Annotated in this window: 13 protein-coding genes; 8 read left to right on the forward strand and 5 right to left on the reverse strand. The window is 64.1% G+C overall.

The window, feature by feature from the left end:
* Positions 1-16: 16 nt before the first annotated feature.
* The 3 genes from ACFOPO_RS04035 to ACFOPO_RS04045 all read right to left on the reverse strand — a co-directional run bounded on the left by ACFOPO_RS04035 (position 17) and on the right by ACFOPO_RS04045 (position 3,887).
* Positions 17-1,174 carry an isovaleryl-CoA dehydrogenase gene (locus ACFOPO_RS04035; RefSeq protein WP_386701077.1) on the reverse strand — a complete coding sequence of 386 codons (1,158 nt, stop codon included), beginning with the start codon at positions 1,172-1,174 and terminating at the stop codon, positions 17-19.
* Positions 1,175-1,305: 131 nt separating this feature from the next.
* The gene (locus tag ACFOPO_RS04040; RefSeq protein ID WP_386701079.1) at positions 1,306-2,409 is read right to left on the reverse strand and encodes a Glu/Leu/Phe/Val dehydrogenase dimerization domain-containing protein; all 1,104 of its coding nucleotides are present in this window, start codon (positions 2,407-2,409) and stop codon (positions 1,306-1,308) included.
* Between the two features lie 212 nt (positions 2,410-2,621).
* The gene (locus ACFOPO_RS04045; protein WP_386701081.1) at positions 2,622-3,887 is read right to left on the reverse strand and encodes a 2OG-Fe(II) oxygenase; all 1,266 of its coding nucleotides are present in this window, start codon (positions 3,885-3,887) and stop codon (positions 2,622-2,624) included.
* A 139-nt stretch (positions 3,888-4,026) separates the two neighbouring features.
* Between ACFOPO_RS04045 and ACFOPO_RS04050 the strand changes: the two genes are divergently transcribed.
* From ACFOPO_RS04050 to ACFOPO_RS04070, 5 genes are all read left to right on the forward strand, one after another.
* Entirely contained in the window at positions 4,027-7,515 is a 3,489-nt protein-coding gene (locus tag ACFOPO_RS04050; protein ID WP_386701083.1) for a methylmalonyl-CoA mutase family protein, read from the forward strand.
* A gap of 89 nt (positions 7,516-7,604) precedes the next feature.
* On the forward strand, positions 7,605-8,477 hold the full coding sequence (locus tag ACFOPO_RS04055; protein WP_386701085.1) for a ParA family protein: 873 nt from the start codon (positions 7,605-7,607) through the stop codon (positions 8,475-8,477).
* Complete coding sequence (locus tag ACFOPO_RS04060; RefSeq protein ID WP_386701087.1) at positions 8,474-8,962, forward strand: hypothetical protein; 489 nt, start codon at positions 8,474-8,476, stop codon at positions 8,960-8,962. Before ACFOPO_RS04055 ends, ACFOPO_RS04060 begins: the two co-directional genes overlap by 4 nt.
* Entirely contained in the window at positions 8,955-9,659 is a 705-nt protein-coding gene (locus ACFOPO_RS04065; protein ID WP_386701089.1) for a hypothetical protein, read from the forward strand. Before ACFOPO_RS04060 ends, ACFOPO_RS04065 begins: the two co-directional genes overlap by 8 nt.
* A gap of 59 nt (positions 9,660-9,718) precedes the next feature.
* Positions 9,719-10,321, forward strand: coding sequence for a hypothetical protein (locus ACFOPO_RS04070; RefSeq protein WP_386701091.1), 603 nt, complete (start codon positions 9,719-9,721; stop codon positions 10,319-10,321).
* A 76-nt stretch (positions 10,322-10,397) separates the two neighbouring features.
* On the opposite strand, the gene ACFOPO_RS04075 is transcribed toward ACFOPO_RS04070, so the two are convergent.
* Together ACFOPO_RS04075 and ACFOPO_RS04080 are read right to left on the reverse strand one after the other, a co-directional pair.
* The gene (locus ACFOPO_RS04075) at positions 10,398-10,871 is read right to left on the reverse strand and encodes a VOC family protein (RefSeq protein WP_386701093.1); all 474 of its coding nucleotides are present in this window, start codon (positions 10,869-10,871) and stop codon (positions 10,398-10,400) included.
* A gap of 236 nt (positions 10,872-11,107) precedes the next feature.
* A complete protein-coding gene (locus ACFOPO_RS04080; RefSeq protein WP_386701095.1) occupies positions 11,108-11,902 on the reverse strand; it encodes an OmpA family protein in 795 nt (264 codons plus the stop codon).
* Positions 11,903-12,167: 265 nt separating this feature from the next.
* On the opposite strand from ACFOPO_RS04080, the gene ACFOPO_RS04085 reads away from it, so the two are divergent.
* From ACFOPO_RS04085 to ACFOPO_RS04095, 3 genes are all read left to right on the forward strand, one after another.
* Positions 12,168-13,094: a M14 family metallocarboxypeptidase gene (locus ACFOPO_RS04085; protein WP_386701097.1), complete on the forward strand. Its 927-nt coding sequence runs from the start codon at positions 12,168-12,170 to the stop codon at positions 13,092-13,094.
* An 84-nt stretch (positions 13,095-13,178) separates the two neighbouring features.
* Positions 13,179-15,716: an alpha/beta hydrolase family protein gene (locus ACFOPO_RS04090; protein WP_386701099.1), complete on the forward strand. Its 2,538-nt coding sequence runs from the start codon at positions 13,179-13,181 to the stop codon at positions 15,714-15,716.
* A 68-nt stretch (positions 15,717-15,784) separates the two neighbouring features.
* Positions 15,785-16,213 (forward strand): GFA family protein, encoded by a 429-nt coding sequence (locus tag ACFOPO_RS04095; protein ID WP_386701101.1) that lies wholly within the window; start codon positions 15,785-15,787, stop codon positions 16,211-16,213.
* The last annotated feature ends 23 nt before the right edge of the window (positions 16,214-16,236 follow it).

Raw genomic sequence — 16,236 nt, forward strand, 5'->3', positions numbered from 1 at the left:
AGGGGAGGGCTCAGTTTCAGCCCTTGTCGTTGAACAGCTCGCGCCCGATCAGCATCCGGCGGATCTCGTTGGTGCCGGCGCCGATCGCATAGAGCTTGGCATCGCGCAGGATCCGCCCGGTGGCGAACTCGTTGATGTAGCCGTTGCCGCCCAGCGCCTGGATGCCTTCCAGCGCCACCTGCACCGCCGCTTCGGACGCATGCAGCAGGCATGAGGCCGCATCGACGCGGCTGCTGTGGCCGCTGTCGAAATCGCGCGCCACCTGGTAGGCGAACGCACGGCTCGACTGCAGCGACGTGTACATGTCGGCGATCTTGCCCTGCATCAGGCCGAACGTGCCGATGGCGGCGCTGAACTGCTTGCGCTCGCGCACGTACGGCAGGGCGATGTCGAGGGAGGCCTGCATCAGGCCGATCGGGCCGCCGGTGAGCACCAGGCGCTCGGTGTTGAGGCCGCGCATGAGCACCTTGACGCCCTTGTGCACTTCATCCAGCACGTTCTCGGCCGGGATCTCGCAATCCTCGAACACCAGCTCGCAGGTGTTGGAGCCGCGCATGCCGAGCTTGTCGAGCTTCTGCGCGGTCGAGAAACCCTTCATGCCTTTTTCGACGATGAAGGCGGTCATGCACTGGCTGCCCGCTTCCTTGCCGGCGGTGCGCATGTAGACGATCAGCACGTCGGCTTCCGGGCCGTTGGTGATCCACATCTTGTTGCCGTTGGCGACCCAGACGTCGCCCTTGCGCTCGGCGCGGCAGATCATCGAACCGACCACGTCGGAGCCGGCGCCGGGCTCGCTCATCGCCAGCGCGCCCTTCCACTCGCCGCTGCACAGCTTGGGCAGGTACTTGTTGCGCTGCTCCTCGTTGCCGTTGGCGTAGAGGTTGCTCACGCACAGGTTGGAATGCGCGCCGTAGCTCAGGCCGACCGAACCGGACGCGCGGGAGATTTCCTCCATCGCCACCAGGTGGGCGAGGTAGCCCATGTCGCTGCCGCCGTACTGGCCCGGGACGGTGATGCCGAGCAGGCCCAGTTCACCGAGCTTGGGCCACAGGTCCTGCGGGAACCAGTTCTCTTCGTCGATGCTCGCGGCCCGCGGTGCGATCTCGGAGTCGGCGAAGCGGCGGACCGCGTCGCGCAGTGCATCGATATCGTCACCAAGTGAAAAACTGCGCATGCGGGGCCTTCAAGGGAAAATGTGATCGGATTCGCCGATTCTAGTCGCGCGCGGCGATTTCGTTGTCGTGCGGTGCAATAAAAACGCCCGGCAGGGCCGGGCGTTTTCGGGGTGCTGCTACGGCAGGGCGATCAATGCCCGCCGCGGATACGGCCCTGGAAGCGCGGAGCGCTGCGGCCCAGCGGCAGCTTCAGCTTGCCGATCGCGCTGATGCGCTCTTCGGCCAGGCGGTCGGCGGCGCGGTAGGTCGGGATCGCATCACGCTCGGCGATCTCGAAGATGCGCGCGAGGTTGTGGTAGATGGTGCGCATCATGCGCATGGCGCGCTCGCGGTTGTAGCCGTCGAGTTCCAGCGCCACGTTCATCACGCCGCCAGCGTTCACCGCGTAGTCCGGTGCGTACAGGATGCCGCGCTTGGACACTTCGTCGCCGATGGCGTTGTTGGCCAGCTGGTTGTTGGCGGCGCCGCAGATGACCTTCATCTTCAGGCGCGGCAGCGTGTTCTCGTTGACGGTGCCACCCAGGGCGCACGGCGAGTACACGTCGGCCGGCACGTCGTAGATCTCGTCCAGGCCCACGGCTTCGGCGCCGTACTCGGACACGGCCTTGTCGACCAGGCCCTTGTTGATGTCGGTGACGAAGATCTTCGCGCCGCGCTCCTTGAGCAGCTTCACGAACTCCATGCCGACGTGGCCAAGGCCCTGCACGGCGTAGGAGTACTTGCCCACTTCCTCATCGCCGTAGCGCTTGTTGAGCGTCGCCATCAGGCCCTGCAGGGTGCCGTAGGCGGTGAACGGCGACGGGTCGCCCGAACCGCCGTGGACCTGGTGCACGCCGGTGACGTACTCGGTCTCGCGGTAGACGTATTCCATGTCGTTGACGTCGATGCCGACGTCCTCGGCGGTGATGTAACGGCCGCCCAGCGCTTCGACGAACTGGCCGAACGCGCGGAACAGCGCTTCGGACTTGTCGGCAGCCGGGTCGCCGATGATCACGGCCTTGCCGCCGCCGATGTTGAGGCCGGCGACCGCATTCTTGTAGGTCATGCCGCGCGACAGGCGCAGCACGTCATTGAGCGCGTCCTGCTCGGTCTTGTACGGCCACATGCGGGTGCCACCCAGGGCCGGACCGAGCACGGTGTTGTGGATCGCGATGATGGCCTTCAGGCCCGCGTCCTTGTTGTGGCAAAACACGACCTGCTCGTGGCCGAAAGTGTCCAGAGTTTCGAAAATCATCGGGTGCTCCGCTGCTGGCGTCAGGATTCGCGCGTCGCGCTATACGCCAACTGTGATGTGTAAGTAGTTGAATCGAAAAGGATTCGCCTCCATGGCAGGGGGCAACCCCTCGCCACAGGCGCGACAGTCTAATCCAATCGACGGATACGCATACGTACGCGCCATGACCGGCAAATCGGGGCTGTGCTCGGGTTGTCCCCGGTGACGCCTGTTCAGAAATTGCGGTAGGGCGCCTGCCGCAGCCAGAGGGTGGCCAGCCACTTCACGCCGCGCTCGACCGGCAGGCCGGCATGCAGCGAATCGACGTCCGGCGAGCCGTCGGGATTGAGGTTGTCGAAGACCACCGCGCGGCCGGGGCGCGGGGCGACCTTGAGGCCCGACACAGGGAAGTGCGTTTCGCCGCCGGCCTCGACCTCATTGAGATAGACGCAGATGGTGCGCAGGCGATTGCCGGCCTGCGGGCAGTCGCGTTCGATCGATCCGGGTGGACGGTAGTCGCGGTGCGGGCGGTATTCCTGGCCCGGCTCGTAGCGCAGTACGGTCAGGTGTTCGGCGTGCGACAGCGGCACGCCGGCGGCACTGGCCATGCGCAGTTGCACGCAGCGCAGCGCCACGTCTTCCAGGATCGGATCGAGGGCGGCATCGCTGCTGGTGCGGATCTGCACGGGGGCGGGAAGGCCGGTTTCGGGATCGACCGTCTGCGAGCGCTGCAAGCGCGCTTCGGCCGTGGCCACCAGCAACCGGCATTCGTCGGCGCTGAGCAGGCCGTCGAGGGTCATCACCCGTGGTCGCAGCGATTGCCGCTTCAACACGACCGGGGACATCACTTCTTCCAAAGCCAGGGAGCCGGGCGTAGTGCCTTCGGCGCGGTACTCGGGCACCGTGACCGCGGGCATCGCGCCGATGCCTATCGCCGACAGCTGCGCCCAGATGTCGCGCGCCGCAAAGGGCTGTCGCGCGCAGCCTTCGCCGCGCGCCAGGCGTTCGGCGAGCAGGCGCGCGGCGACCGCGTCGCCATGGCCGGCGGCCAGTTCCAGCATCTGGATGCAGCGGGTCTGGTCGGCATCGCCGGGCTTGCGGCCAAAGTGGATGGCCGCGGCGCGCAATGCCGGCGGATAGTTGGCGCGGACGGCCCGCAACAGTCGTTCGTTGATGCGTCCATCGCGCGGCAGGGCGAAGCCGCCCAGCGCCACCAGCGCGAGGAAGTAACTGGCGATGGGGCTGCCCGCGTGTTCGGCGCGCAGCAGCCAGGCGCTGGCCATCTGGGCATCGGCCTCGCAGCCCACGCCATAAAGCAGCATGCGCGCGCATTCGATCTGCGCATTGGCCAGACCCGCCTCGGCGGCGCGGCGGTGCAGGGCGAATGCCTCTTCCAGCTCATGCCGCACGACCAGCGCCGTGGCGAGCTGGTACAGCGCTTGCGGCGAACCGTGGTGGGCCTGGCGGCGAAGTTCGAGCAGGGCGGTGTCGTCTGACATTGGGTTTGAGTGTAGCCAGAACCCGTGGGGCTGCGCAGGGTGTGTCTGGGGGATGACGGGGGAAACAGGATGGCTCGGCCAGCGACTAACGCCCGACGCGTTACAATGCGGATTCGATCGTTTCCGTATTGAGCGCGTCATGAGCACCCCTGCCAGCCCCCTCCCCGAAACCGCCGTCGAGAGCAGCCCGCTGCGCTTCGTCACCGCCGCCAGCCTGTTCGACGGCCACGACGCCGCCATCAACATCATGCGCAGGCTGATCCAGGGGCAGGGCGCCGAGGTCATCCACCTCGGCCATAACCGCTCGGTCGAGGACGTGGTCCGCGCCGCGCTGCAGGAAGACGCCGACGGCATCGCCCTGTCGTCCTACCAGGGCGGCCACGTCGAGTACTTCAAGTACATGGTCGACATGCTCGCCGAGCGTGGCGCCTCGCACATCCGCGTGTTCGGTGGCGGTGGCGGCACGATCACGCCGGAAGAAATCCGCGAACTGCAGGGTTACGGCGTCGAGCGCATCTACCACCCCAACGACGGCATGCACATGGGCCTGGTCGCGATGATCGAGGACGTGATCCGTCGCGCCAACGACGCCCGAAAGGGCGCCAAGACGCCCGAGCACGCGCCCGACAAGGACGATGAAATCAGCATCGGCCACATGCTCTCGGCGATCGAGGAAGGCCTGCTCGACGAATCGCAGCTGGCGCACCTGCGCAAGCAGTGGCACCTGGCCGGCGGCAAGACGCCGGTGATCGGCATCACCGGCACCGGCGGCGCCGGCAAGTCGTCGGTGACCGACGAACTGCTCAACCGCTTCCTCGCCAGCTTCCCGCAGATGCGCATCGCCGTGATCTCGGTCGACCCGACCCGCCGCCGCACCGGCGGCGCGCTGCTGGGCGACCGCATCCGCATGAACTCGCTGCGCTCCAAGCGCGTGTACATGCGTTCGATGGCCACGCGCCGCCAGCACGCGGCCACCAACACCGTGCTCAAGGACTGCATCGGCTTCCTCAAGGGTCTGGGCTACGACCTGGTGATCGTCGAGACCGCCGGCATCGGCCAGTCGGACTCGGAGATCGTCGACCTGGTCGACTTCCCGATGTACGTGATGACCAGCGACTTCGGTGCGCCGAGCCAGCTGGAGAAGATCGACATGCTCGACTTCGCCGAACTCGTCGTGCTCAACAAGTTCGACAAGCGCGGCGCCGAGGATGCGCTGCGCGACGTGCGCAAACAGTGGAAGCGCAATCGCGTCGCCTTCCAGACCAAGGACGAGGACGTCCCGGTCTACCCGACCATCGCCAGCCAGTTCAACGACCCCGGCATCAGCTGGATGTTCGCCAACCTGTGCCGCCTGCTGCGCGAGAAGCTGTCGCTGCCGGCAGAGAAGTGGACGCCGGAAATCGACACCTCGCTGAAGGAGCCGCGCGCGACCGTGCTGATCCCGGGTGCGCGCGTGCGCTACCTGGCCGAGATCGCCGAGCAGGGCCGCGGCATCAACGCGCAGATCGAGACGCAGGCGGAAGTGGCGGATCGTGCGCAGAGCTACTGGCAGTCGCTGCATGACCTCGGCGACGACAAGCTGCCGAAGCAGTTGGACCTCTACGACTCCAATGACCTCCTGGGCACCGTTCACCCTGAGCGTAGCCCGCAGGGCGAAGTCGAAGGGCAGGCCGTAGACCGCACGCTGCTCACGCTGCGCCAGCGCTACAACGACGCCATCCAGTCGCTCAGCTCCGACGCCCTCAAGCTGCTGCGCGGCTGGCCGGCGCGCCTGAAGTCGATCACCGACGAGGTCAACGAATATCAGGTCCGCGACAAGACCATCCGCGTCGAGAACTACCGCGAGTCGCTCAGCCACCAGAAGATCCCGAAGATCGCCGCGCCCACGTACAAGAGCTGGGGCGAGCTGCTGGTCTTCCTGCAGCAGGAAAACCTGCCGGGCTACTACCCGTACACCGGCGGCGTCTACCCGTACCGCCGCACCGGCGAGGACCCGATCCGCATGTTCGCGGGCGAGGGCACGCCCGAGCGCACCAACCGCCGCTTCCATTACCTGTCGGTCGGCCAGCCGGCCGCGCGCCTGTCCACCGCCTTCGACAGCGTCACGCTGTACGGCGAGGACCCGGCCGTGCGCCCGGACATCTACGGCAAGATCGGCAACTCCGGCGTCAACATCGCCACGCTGGACGACATGAAGAAGCTGTACTCCGGCTTCGACCTGTGCGCGCCGAGCACGTCGGTGTCGATGACGATCAACGGCCCGGCGCCGATCATCCTGGCGATGTTCATGAACACCGCCATCGACCAGCAGGTAGAGAAGTACCTGCGCGCCGACCAGTCGCGCTGGGACGAGGCGCACGACAAGATCGAGGCGATGTTCGCCGGCCGTCAGCGCCCGACCTACAGCGGCATGCTGCCGGAAACCAACGACGGCCTCGGCCTGGGCCTGCTGGGCGTGACCGGCGACCAGGTCGTCGACGCCGAGACCTACGAGAAGATCAAGGCGCACACGCTGGCGACCGTGCGCGGCACCGTGCAGGCCGACATCCTCAAGGAAGACCAGGCGCAGAACACCTGCATCTTCAGCACCGAGTTCGCCCTGCGCATGATGGGCGACATCCAGCAGTACTTCGTCGACCGCAGCGTGCGCAACTTCTACTCGGTGTCGATCTCCGGGTACCACATCGCCGAGGCCGGCGCGAACCCGATCAGCCAGCTCGCCTTCACCCTGAGCAACGGCTTCACGATCGTCGAGTACTACCTTGCGCGCGGCATGAAGATCGACGACTTCGCGCCGAACCTGTCGTTCTTCTTCTCCAACGGCATGGACCCGGAGTACACCGTCATCGGCCGCGTCGCCCGCCGCATCTGGGCGCGCGCGATGCGCGAGCGCTACGGCGCCAGCGCCCGCAGCCAGATGATGAAGTACCACATCCAGACCAGCGGCCGCTCCCTGCACGCGCAGGAGATCCAGTTCAACGACATCCGCACCACGCTGCAGGCGCTGTACGCGCTGTTCGACAACTGCAACAGCCTGCACACCAACGCCTACGACGAAGCGATCACCACGCCGACCGAGGAAAGCGTGCGCCGAGCCGTGGCGATCCAGATGATCATCAACAAGGAACTGGGCCTCAACTTCAACGAGAACCCCTGGCAGGGCAGCTTCATCGTCGACAAGCTCACCGACATCGTCGAGGAAGCCGTCTACAAGGAATTCGAGGCGATCAGCGAGCGCGGCGGCGTGCTCGGCGCGATGGACACCATGTACCAGCGCGGCAAGATCCAGGAAGAGAGCCTGTACTACGAGCACAAGAAGCACGACGGCTCGCTGCCGCTGATCGGCGTGAACACCTTCCTGCCGAAGGACCATGGCGGCGACATCGTCACCGAGATCGAGCTGATCCGCAGTACGGAAGGGGAGAAGGGGCAGCAGATCGAGAACGTGGCCGGGTATCAGGGCAACCGGAATGGGTATGCGGCGGATGGGTTGAAGTCGCTACAGGCGACGGCGCGGGAGCGCAGGAATGTGTTTGCCAGCCTGATGGAGGCGGTTAAGACGCATAGCCTGGGGCAGATTAGTCATGCGTTGTATGACGTTGGTGGGGAGTACCGACGGAATATGTAGGCAGGCAGTGGCTCCAGAAGGGGTGCTACCGGGGGGCGCTAGCCCGCAACATCATTGGTCAACTGCACGCTTACTCAGGGGAGAGTTAGATGTCACGCGTAGTAACCGTAATGAATATGAAGGGCGGGGTAGGTAAGACGACAGTATCGGCACACATCGGTGGCGCCCTAGCTGTGTACCGGTTCGGGAGCGTCCCTAGGCCTCGGAAGGTTCTACTGATCGACTATGACCCCCAGTTCAATCTGTCCCAGTGCTACATTCCCGCGAAGAACTACTTTGGGTTGGAAGCGCAACGGAAGACCGTAATCGCTGTCCTGCAGGATAGTGGAGTGGTGCTGGATCCATACAAGCTCCAGCTGCCTGGGTCGGCCATGCCCCCGCCTTTGAGCTCCCTGGTTCATAACGTTGGCAAGTATCGATCGGGCAGTCAACTCGACATCGTTCCCTCAACTCTGGACCTGATGTACGTGGCATTGGGCAGAACGGATAGTCAGGTCGATGTGATTGAAGAGCGGTTTGCCAAGTTCATTGCCGAAGCGAGGCGTGACTACGATGTTGTACTTATCGATTGTCATCCGGCTGGATCCCTTATGACAAAGACAGCATTGTCCAATTCGGATCACGTGCTGATTCCTGTGGCGCCGGAGCGCTACGCGGTTCGCGGCATTGGGCTAATGCTGGATTTCATTAAATCAAAGAAGCATGGGGCCGTTGGGCCTACCGCGCACATCTTGTTCAATCGAGTTCCCCGAATAGGGCACTTGAGTGAGGAGGTTGCAATAAGGACGAATCCAAGATATGCCGATCTTTGTATGGACAATACTTTGAAGAAGTATTCGGCTTTCGCTGACCCTGAGGAGGGAAAGGGCTTTGTTTGGTATAGCTCAAAGCCTTACAGCACCGAAGCTTCGCGTAACCTTGCTGCTGTCGCAGCGGAATTTGCACAAAGGATTGGGGTATGAACAGTTCTAACGAGCGGCTCTACAGGGCGATATATGCAGCAATCGTGGGTTCAAGGTTGTCTTCGAGGGACCTTCGAAAGTTTGTTGAGCTCCTGTCCTCGAATTCCGACTTTGTGCATTTGTTACAGAAGGGGCTCTGGGAGTTTGCGGACTCGCTGGACTATTCGTTCCAGAAGCAGGCGAGGCTGGATTTCGATTCCCCTGAAGTAGTTAGCGGTTCGGCGCTTATCGAGATGGCGGTCAACAAGGTGCAATCGGACCGAATTTCTAAGAGTAATCTCTTCGGGATTCTTAGCGCGGTTTCTCGTCGTGCTTCGAAAGGCCTTGATCCGTCTAAGCAAACCGTGAGGCAGCTAGTAGAGAGTTTTCTGGGCAGGGCATCTCCAGAGGAGGCCGTTGCCATGCTCTCGCTACTAGGCGTGGAAATTACTCAAGACCCCTATCTTGGTGGAATTGATCGCAAGACAGGTGGGGGATATGAGTAGTCAGCTTATTGCTGCGCTGAATGCAGTTGATTGGTCCAAGAACATTCATTCGTTGTCAGCTGAAGTTGATCTCGTGTCCGAGATAGAACAGGGTAGCTATCGCCTGGCGGTATGGGCTGGTCAGCTCGAGCAAATGGACTCCAAGTCTGCGGCTACGGTGTTCATAAGGGAGATGCAGCATGCTGGGCACAATGCAGCTTGCCTAATAGGCTTGGGACTGTATAAGCCGGCTGCAGCTTCAATGAGGTCCATGGTTGAGTGTGCGCTCTATTACACCTACTTCAAGTCGCACCCAATGGAGCTAGCGACCCAGGTTAGAGATAGTGCTTTTTACGTTACCAAGGCAGAGATTCTGGATTTTCATAAGCTGCACACCCCGGAGTTTTCTGTTCGCCAAGGTTGCCTCGGCTTTGTTTCGCGTCTCAATAGCTGGTACTCGCGAACGTCTGCGATCGTTCATGGGCAAATTCCTGGCGTCTGGTCGAGCCCCGGAGGCATCACCTCGATCTCTTTTGATCCGCGAGCTGCTCGTGAAGTTGTTTCGCACTTCAGTGATGCAGTGAGCTTGGCGCAAGACTCGTTTCTGTGTTGCGTTGCTTTCGAGTACTGGCGATTCTTTGAGTCGACCTCGAAGGCATTCATCCTGAAAGGTATGCCAGGGGGGGTGAAAGAGAGCCTGAAGCTCGACTCGGCCTAAGAGAGAGTTCTGTGGAGTGGGCGGGCTCCTTTGGGAAGCGAACTTGATGAAGCAGAATCATGGATGAGGGAAGAGCTGTGATCGAGAAGCTGTTTGATGTGGCAGAAGGGCGTTTCATCGTTCCCCTCGTATTGATCGCCGCGGGCGTTGCGTTGATCAGGGCGGTCTTCAGTATGCGTAGGTCCGTGAGCGCCGATCGAAAGGACTTCCTCGAGCTGTGGAGTCGGGCGGCCGAAAGAGATGATGCGTGGATCGAAGTTGCCGTTCGGCACTTGTTCGGAGAGTATCTGCCAGCTTCGTTGATTCGGTCACTTCTTACATCATCTCAGGCGGGTCGTGCTTTGTGCGAAGTGTCAGCTGCATGGCCTCTGCTCGATATGGACGATGAAACCAAGCAGCTTCATTGGAAGTTGGAGCGCCACAGTTCGGCGCGAAGGCGCAGGAATGAGGTCAGAGTTCTGAACCTCTCATACGCCGCGCTGGCAGGTTCGGCGCTTGTATGCATCTGGCTGGGCTCTGCTGGGCAGTTCGGCGCGCTGGTTAGGTTTAATTGCTGGGCGTACGCATTCCTGTCCCTTTGCGGTGCCGCCTTTTGCGTCATGCGCTCGGACCAGTTGGAAAGTGCAGGGAAGGCGGTACCCCGTTGGCTTGGACTGCAGTAGTCTTTTCCAGCTTCAGATAGCGGAGTTGATCCAAGCCCTCTCCAGCAATGAGGAGAGGGCTCTTGCTTGTTGAGAACTACTGCTTCGCGTGCTCCTTCACCCATTCCTCCCCTCGACGCTTCATCTCATCGTCGCTGATGTCTTCGACGTGGGTGCCCAGCATCCACTTGTGGCCGAACGGATCTTCGACCGTGCCGACACGGTCGCCCCAGAATTGATTCTCGACCGGCTGGATCACTTTGGCGCCGGCCTTCACTGCTTTCTCCACCGCGGCATCGGCATCGGGCACATAGATCATGAAGCTGCCGGTCGCGCCGCCGCGCGTCTTCGGGCCGAGGGCGTCCCATTCGGGCCATTCGTCCGAGAGCATCAGGCGGGAGTCGCCGATCTGCAGTTCGGCGTGGCCGATCTTGCCGTTCATCGGCAGGCGATAGGTTTCTTTGGCGTCGAAGGCGTTGTGGTAGAACTCGAGCGCCTTGGCGGCGTCGTTCACCACTACCGAAGGGGTGATGCTGTGGTAGCCGCGGGGAGTGGGGTTGGTGGTTGCCATCTCTCGTGCTCCTGGGAATGACGATGCTCGACATGCATCGCACACCATTAAGCCGCGATGGCCGTAAATCCGGCGCATAAGTTCGGTTGCAGAAATCTAAACGGCGGGTTGGGGCGGTTGTGCTGTTGATGACTGCGGGGGTGATGCGTCGTAAAAAAAACCGCCCGCTTTTCGGCGGGCGGTTTGGGGGCGTGGTCCCGGGTGCGCTTTGCTTACCCGGGCTACGGTGGGGGCGGTTACTTGGTGCCGCCTTGGACGCCTTTGTCTACCACCAGCTTTACGTCGACCTTGCGGGCGTTGGCGTTGCTGCCGGAGCCTGCGTCCGTCGCAACGCCCATGCCGGCCGGTGCGCGGACGCGGCCGGGCTGCAGGCCGCCCTGCTGGCGCAGGTAGTTGGCGACTGCGGCGCCGCGCGCGGTGCTCAGGCGCTGGTTCGCTTCCGGGTTGCCGGTCGAGTCAGTGAAGCCCTGCATCACGATCTGGTAGTTCTTGGTCTCCTTGGCCTTGGCGGCGAGGGCATCGAGATCTGCCTTGCCTTTCGGCGAGATCTTCGTGCTGCCGGAGGCGAACAGAACCTCGGCGGTGGCGAGGGCTTCGTATGTGCCGAAGTCGTCGATGCGCTGTGCGTTGGCGTTGGCCAGGGCGCTGGTCGGGGCTACGCCGGCCTGCACCTGCTGCGCGGTCTTGAAGTCTTCGGACTTGAACGAGATCTCGGTGGCGTTGAAGCCGGTGCCGGCGGCAGTGACGTCGGCGCTGATCGGCAGGCCGGGGATCAGTGCGCCGGGCTCGACCTTGGAATGGATCACGCCGGTCAGGCCCTTGGTCTTCTTCAGCTTGGTGTCGGGCGAGACGGTGATGGTCTGCTCGGCGTTATTGCCGTCCTTGACGGTGAGGGTGTTGCCGTTGACGGCGGTGATCAGGCCCTTGATCTTGCTCTTGTCGCCGTCGGCTGCGAACGCCGAGGTGGCGGCAAGGATGGTCACCAGGGCGGTGGCGAGCATCAGGTGTTTTTGCGGCTTGCTGGTCTTCATGGTCATTCCCTTTGGGTTGGATGTACGCCTGACGCCAAACCACCGTCCTTGCCTTGAATGCCGCCGGTTCCGCAGGGCCCGCGTCGGGAGCCCGATCGGCCGGTTGTCGGGCCCGGAAGGGCCGCAATCGGGGGCGGCGCGTCATTAGCTCCCTTGCGGGGTAAAGGGGGCGTGAGGTGCGGAGAGAGGGGAGTGAAGCGGGAGGGCGGATGTAGGAGCAGTGTTAAAGTTGCGGCCCCCTTCGTGATCCCCCAGCGAGCTGCGCATGACTGTCCAGGCCTTCTATCCCATCGGCATTCCCGGGCAACCCTGGGGCGAGGCGGAGCGGGCCGAATGGCTGTCGCGGCAGGTTCGCCATCGCAGCTTCGATGCTGAAGTGCGCGGCAAGATCGAAGGCCTGGGGTCGCGCTTCGACGTGGTGCCGTACGGCGAGCTGAACTACGGCGCAGACAGCTATCCGCTGCTGGCCATCAAGAGCCGTGACTGGAACGAGCAGCTGCCCACCGTGCTGGTCACCGGTGGCGTGCACGGTTACGAAACCAGCGGCGTGCACGGCGCACTTGAGTTCGTCGACCTGCATGCCGCGGGCTACGCGGGCAAGGTCAACCTGCTGGTCGCGCCATGCATCAGCCCCTGGGCCTATGAGCGTATCCATCGCTGGAACGCCAATGCGATCGATCCCAATCGCTCGTTCCGCGAGGACAGCCCGGCCCATGAATCCGCGGCGTTGATGCAGCTGGTGGCGCCGGTGCGCGACAGCGTGCTTGTGCACATCGACCTGCACGAAACCACCGACAGCGACGAGTCCGAGTTCCGTCCGGCCCTGGCGGCGCGCGATGGCAAGCCGTACGAGCCGGGCGAGATCCCCGATGGCTTCTACCTGGTCGACGACAGCGAGGCACCGCAGCCGGGCTTCCAGCAGGCGGTGATTGCGGCGGTGGAGAAGGTCACCCACATCGCGCCGGCCGACGACAAGGGCGAGATCATCGGTTCGACCGTGGTCGCGCACGGCGTCATCGAATACCCGCTGCGCAAGCTCGGCCTGTGCGCGGGCATCACGGACGCGCGCTACAAGACCACCACCGAGGTCTACCCGGACAGCCCGCGCGCCACGCCCGGGCAGTGCAACGCCGCGCAGGCGGCCGCGGTTTGCGCGGCGATCGATTACGCGCTGGCGCACCCGGCGGCGTAAAGCGTCGCCTCGAAACTGAGACAAAATCCCATCCCCGCTGACTTCCCCCGCCGGTTGCTATAGCGTTACCGGCAGGGGGAACACATGGCACGTACTGGACTGAGCGGGAAATGGCGGGCGCTGCTCGCCCTGGCACTGTTGCTGCTGGCGCTGGACTGCGCCGCGATGCGCAAGATCGATCCGGGCGAGGACCCGAAGCTGGCTGCCGATGAAGGCCTGCTGGTGCTGTCGGTCGATGCCAGCGCCACGATTGCGGCCGTGCGGGTGCGCGATGACGACGGCGTTGCCGCGGTTCTCAACAACCAGCGCCCAGGTCGCAACGTCACCCTGTATGCCGCCAAGGCCGGCAACTACCGCTGGGCCGAGATGGACCTGGTCAGCTGGACCGGGCAGCGGATGCGCTACACCCTCACGTCCGACGAGTACCGGTTCAAAGTCACCGCAGGCAAGATCGTCTACCCGGGCGACCTGATCCTCCGCCCGACGAGCTGGTCGTCGACGGATTTCCACATCGCCAACCGCTCGCTGCCGATCCTCGACTGGCTGGAGAAGGATCACGCCGCGCTGTATGCGCGCATGAAGTTCGAGTACTCCGGCCTGTACCCGGATCCCTTCCCGGAGTTCTATCGCGCCGCGCGCGCCGGCAACAGCACGCCGTCGGACAAGCTCAATGACGGGCGCGAGCCGCCCAAGCCCATTGCCGTGCCGATTGCGGCCGAGGTGATGTGGAAGCCTGACCGCGTGGCGGAGGTGTCCCTCAATCCTGCCGGTGACCTGCTCGCCGAGACCGTCCGCGATGAAGACGGCAAGTGGGGGATCAACCTGATCGACCTGGTCGAAGGCCAGGTGCAGCGACTGGTGACATCGACCGCCGCAGTCGACGAACTGATGTGGAAGGACAGCCGCACGCTGATCACCGCCGACGACGACGGAACGAGTTACACCGTGTACCGCGTGGGTGGCAGCGACAACGGCAAGCGCAGCTTCAAGCGCCTGCCGATCGGCGGCACCGGCAACATCGTCGACCTGCTGCCGGGCGAGGCCAACTTCATCCTGATGGAGGGTTTCGACAGCCGCGGCGAGCTGGTCGTGCACCGGGTCGAACTGGTGGGTGACAAGGAGATCTCCGGCTTCCGCACCGCCAAGAGCCGTGATCGCCTCAACGTCGGCGTCAGCAAGGACATCGGCTGGTATGCCGACGGCAACGGCCAGCTGCGCGCGGCGGTGGTCATCCGCGACGAAACCGTCACGCTGGTGCACGGCCGCGACGGCGTGTACCAGGAAGTGTTGCGCTCCCAGGCCGAGGGCGGCTTCACGCCCGCGGGCCTGTCGTTCGATGGCAACACCATCTACGGCTTCACCGATGACGAGCGCGCCCAGCGTGACCTGGTGGCGTTCGATCCTGCCACGCGCAAGGTATCGCGCACGGTCTTCAGCAAGCCGGGCATCGACATCCGCAGCGCGATCTTCAACGAGCAGCGCGAGCCGGTGGCGGCGCGCTACTACCAGGCCGGTCGCCTGGTCACCGAGTACTTCGACGAAGCCAACCGCAAGCTCAACCAGACGCTGCAGGCGGCGTTCCCCGGGCGCACGGTTGCCGTGCTGGATCGAAACCGCGACAACAAGCAGCTGATCCTGTGGGTGAGTGCGACCGACCACCCGCCGCAGCTCTATCACCTGGACATGGCGCAGAAGCGCGCTTCGCTGCTGGAAGACGTGGCGCCGCAGCTGACCGACCTGGCCTTCGCGCCGGCGCACCTGCTCAACGTGAAGAGCAGCGATGGCCTGCCGATCGAGGCGTTCCTGACGCTGCCGCCGGGCAGCGGCAAGCGCCCGCTGGTGGTGTTCCCGCACGGCGGTCCGATCGGCGTGAGCGACCGCCTCACCTTCAATCGCGAGGTGCAGTTCGTCGCGGCGCAGGGCTATGCCGTCCTGCAGATCAATTACCGCGGTTCCGACGGTTACGGCAAGGCGTTCCGCGAGGCGGGGCACCGCAACTACGGTCGCCTGATCGAGGACGACATCGACGCGGCGATCCGTGCCGCAGTGGCGGCGTATCCGCTGGACGAATCACGCATGTGCACGCTGGGCGCCAGCTACGGTGGCTACTCGGCGATGGTGTCGGCGGTGCGCTGGCCGGGCCGCTTTCGCTGCGCGATCTCGCTGTCGGGCCTGAGCGACCGCGCCTTGTTCTTCACCGCCAGCGACGGCGCGCGATCGGCGCAGGCGCGGCCGATGCTGGAACGCATCATGGGCGATCCGCGCACCGACATGGCCGAGATGCAGGCCACCTCGCCGCTGTACCACTTCCACGAACTGACCCTGCCGGTGATGCTGCTGCACGGCCGCGAGGATGTGCGCGTGGACTTCGAGCACACCCGTCGCCTGGTGCGAATGTTCAACCTCGAGCAGCATCCGCCGGTGCTGCTGGCGTTCCCGGACATGGGCCACGGATTCTCCGATCGCGTCGCCATCGACATCGCCTGGACCGGCATCGCCGGCTTCCTGCAGCAGAACCTGGGCAGCACGCCGGCCATTGCCGAAGCCGAGGCGAAGGCCAAGGCGGCGCCGGTGGTGGTAGCGCCTGCGGCCACGGCGTCGGGGCAGGGCGGCGGCAAGTAACCACGGCCTGTCCGTGCCGGCCCGTGCACCGCGTTGGCGAGGGTGTGCGGGTACGGGCCGGAGGCGCCATGAGCGACACATACAGCGGCACCTGCTTCTGCGGTGCGGTCGGCATCGAGGTGAGCGGGGCGCCGGAGGCGATGGGGTATTGCCACTGCTCGTCCTGCCGCAGCTGGTCGGCCGGGCCGGTCAACGCCTTCACCCTGTGGAAGCCGGGCAACGTCAAAGTCACCCGCGGCGCCGAACTGATCGGCCACTACGCCAAGACACCGACCAGCGATCGCCAGTTCTGCAGCCGCTGCGGCGGCCACCTGATGACCCACCACCCGCCGTTCGACCTGACCGACGTCTACGCCGCGACCATCCCCACCCTGGCCTTCGTGCCGGCGGTGCACGTGAACTACGGCGAGACCGTGCTGCCGATGAAGGACGGGCTACCGAAACTGAAGGATTTCCCGTCCGAGCTGGGGGGTTCCGGGGAAATGTTACCGGAATAGGACCTTGCCGGATGAACGGGGCA

It is taken from the genome of Lysobacter sp. GCM10012299, from assembly GCF_042649405.1.
GTDB lineage: Bacteria > Pseudomonadota > Gammaproteobacteria > Xanthomonadales > Xanthomonadaceae > Lysobacter_J.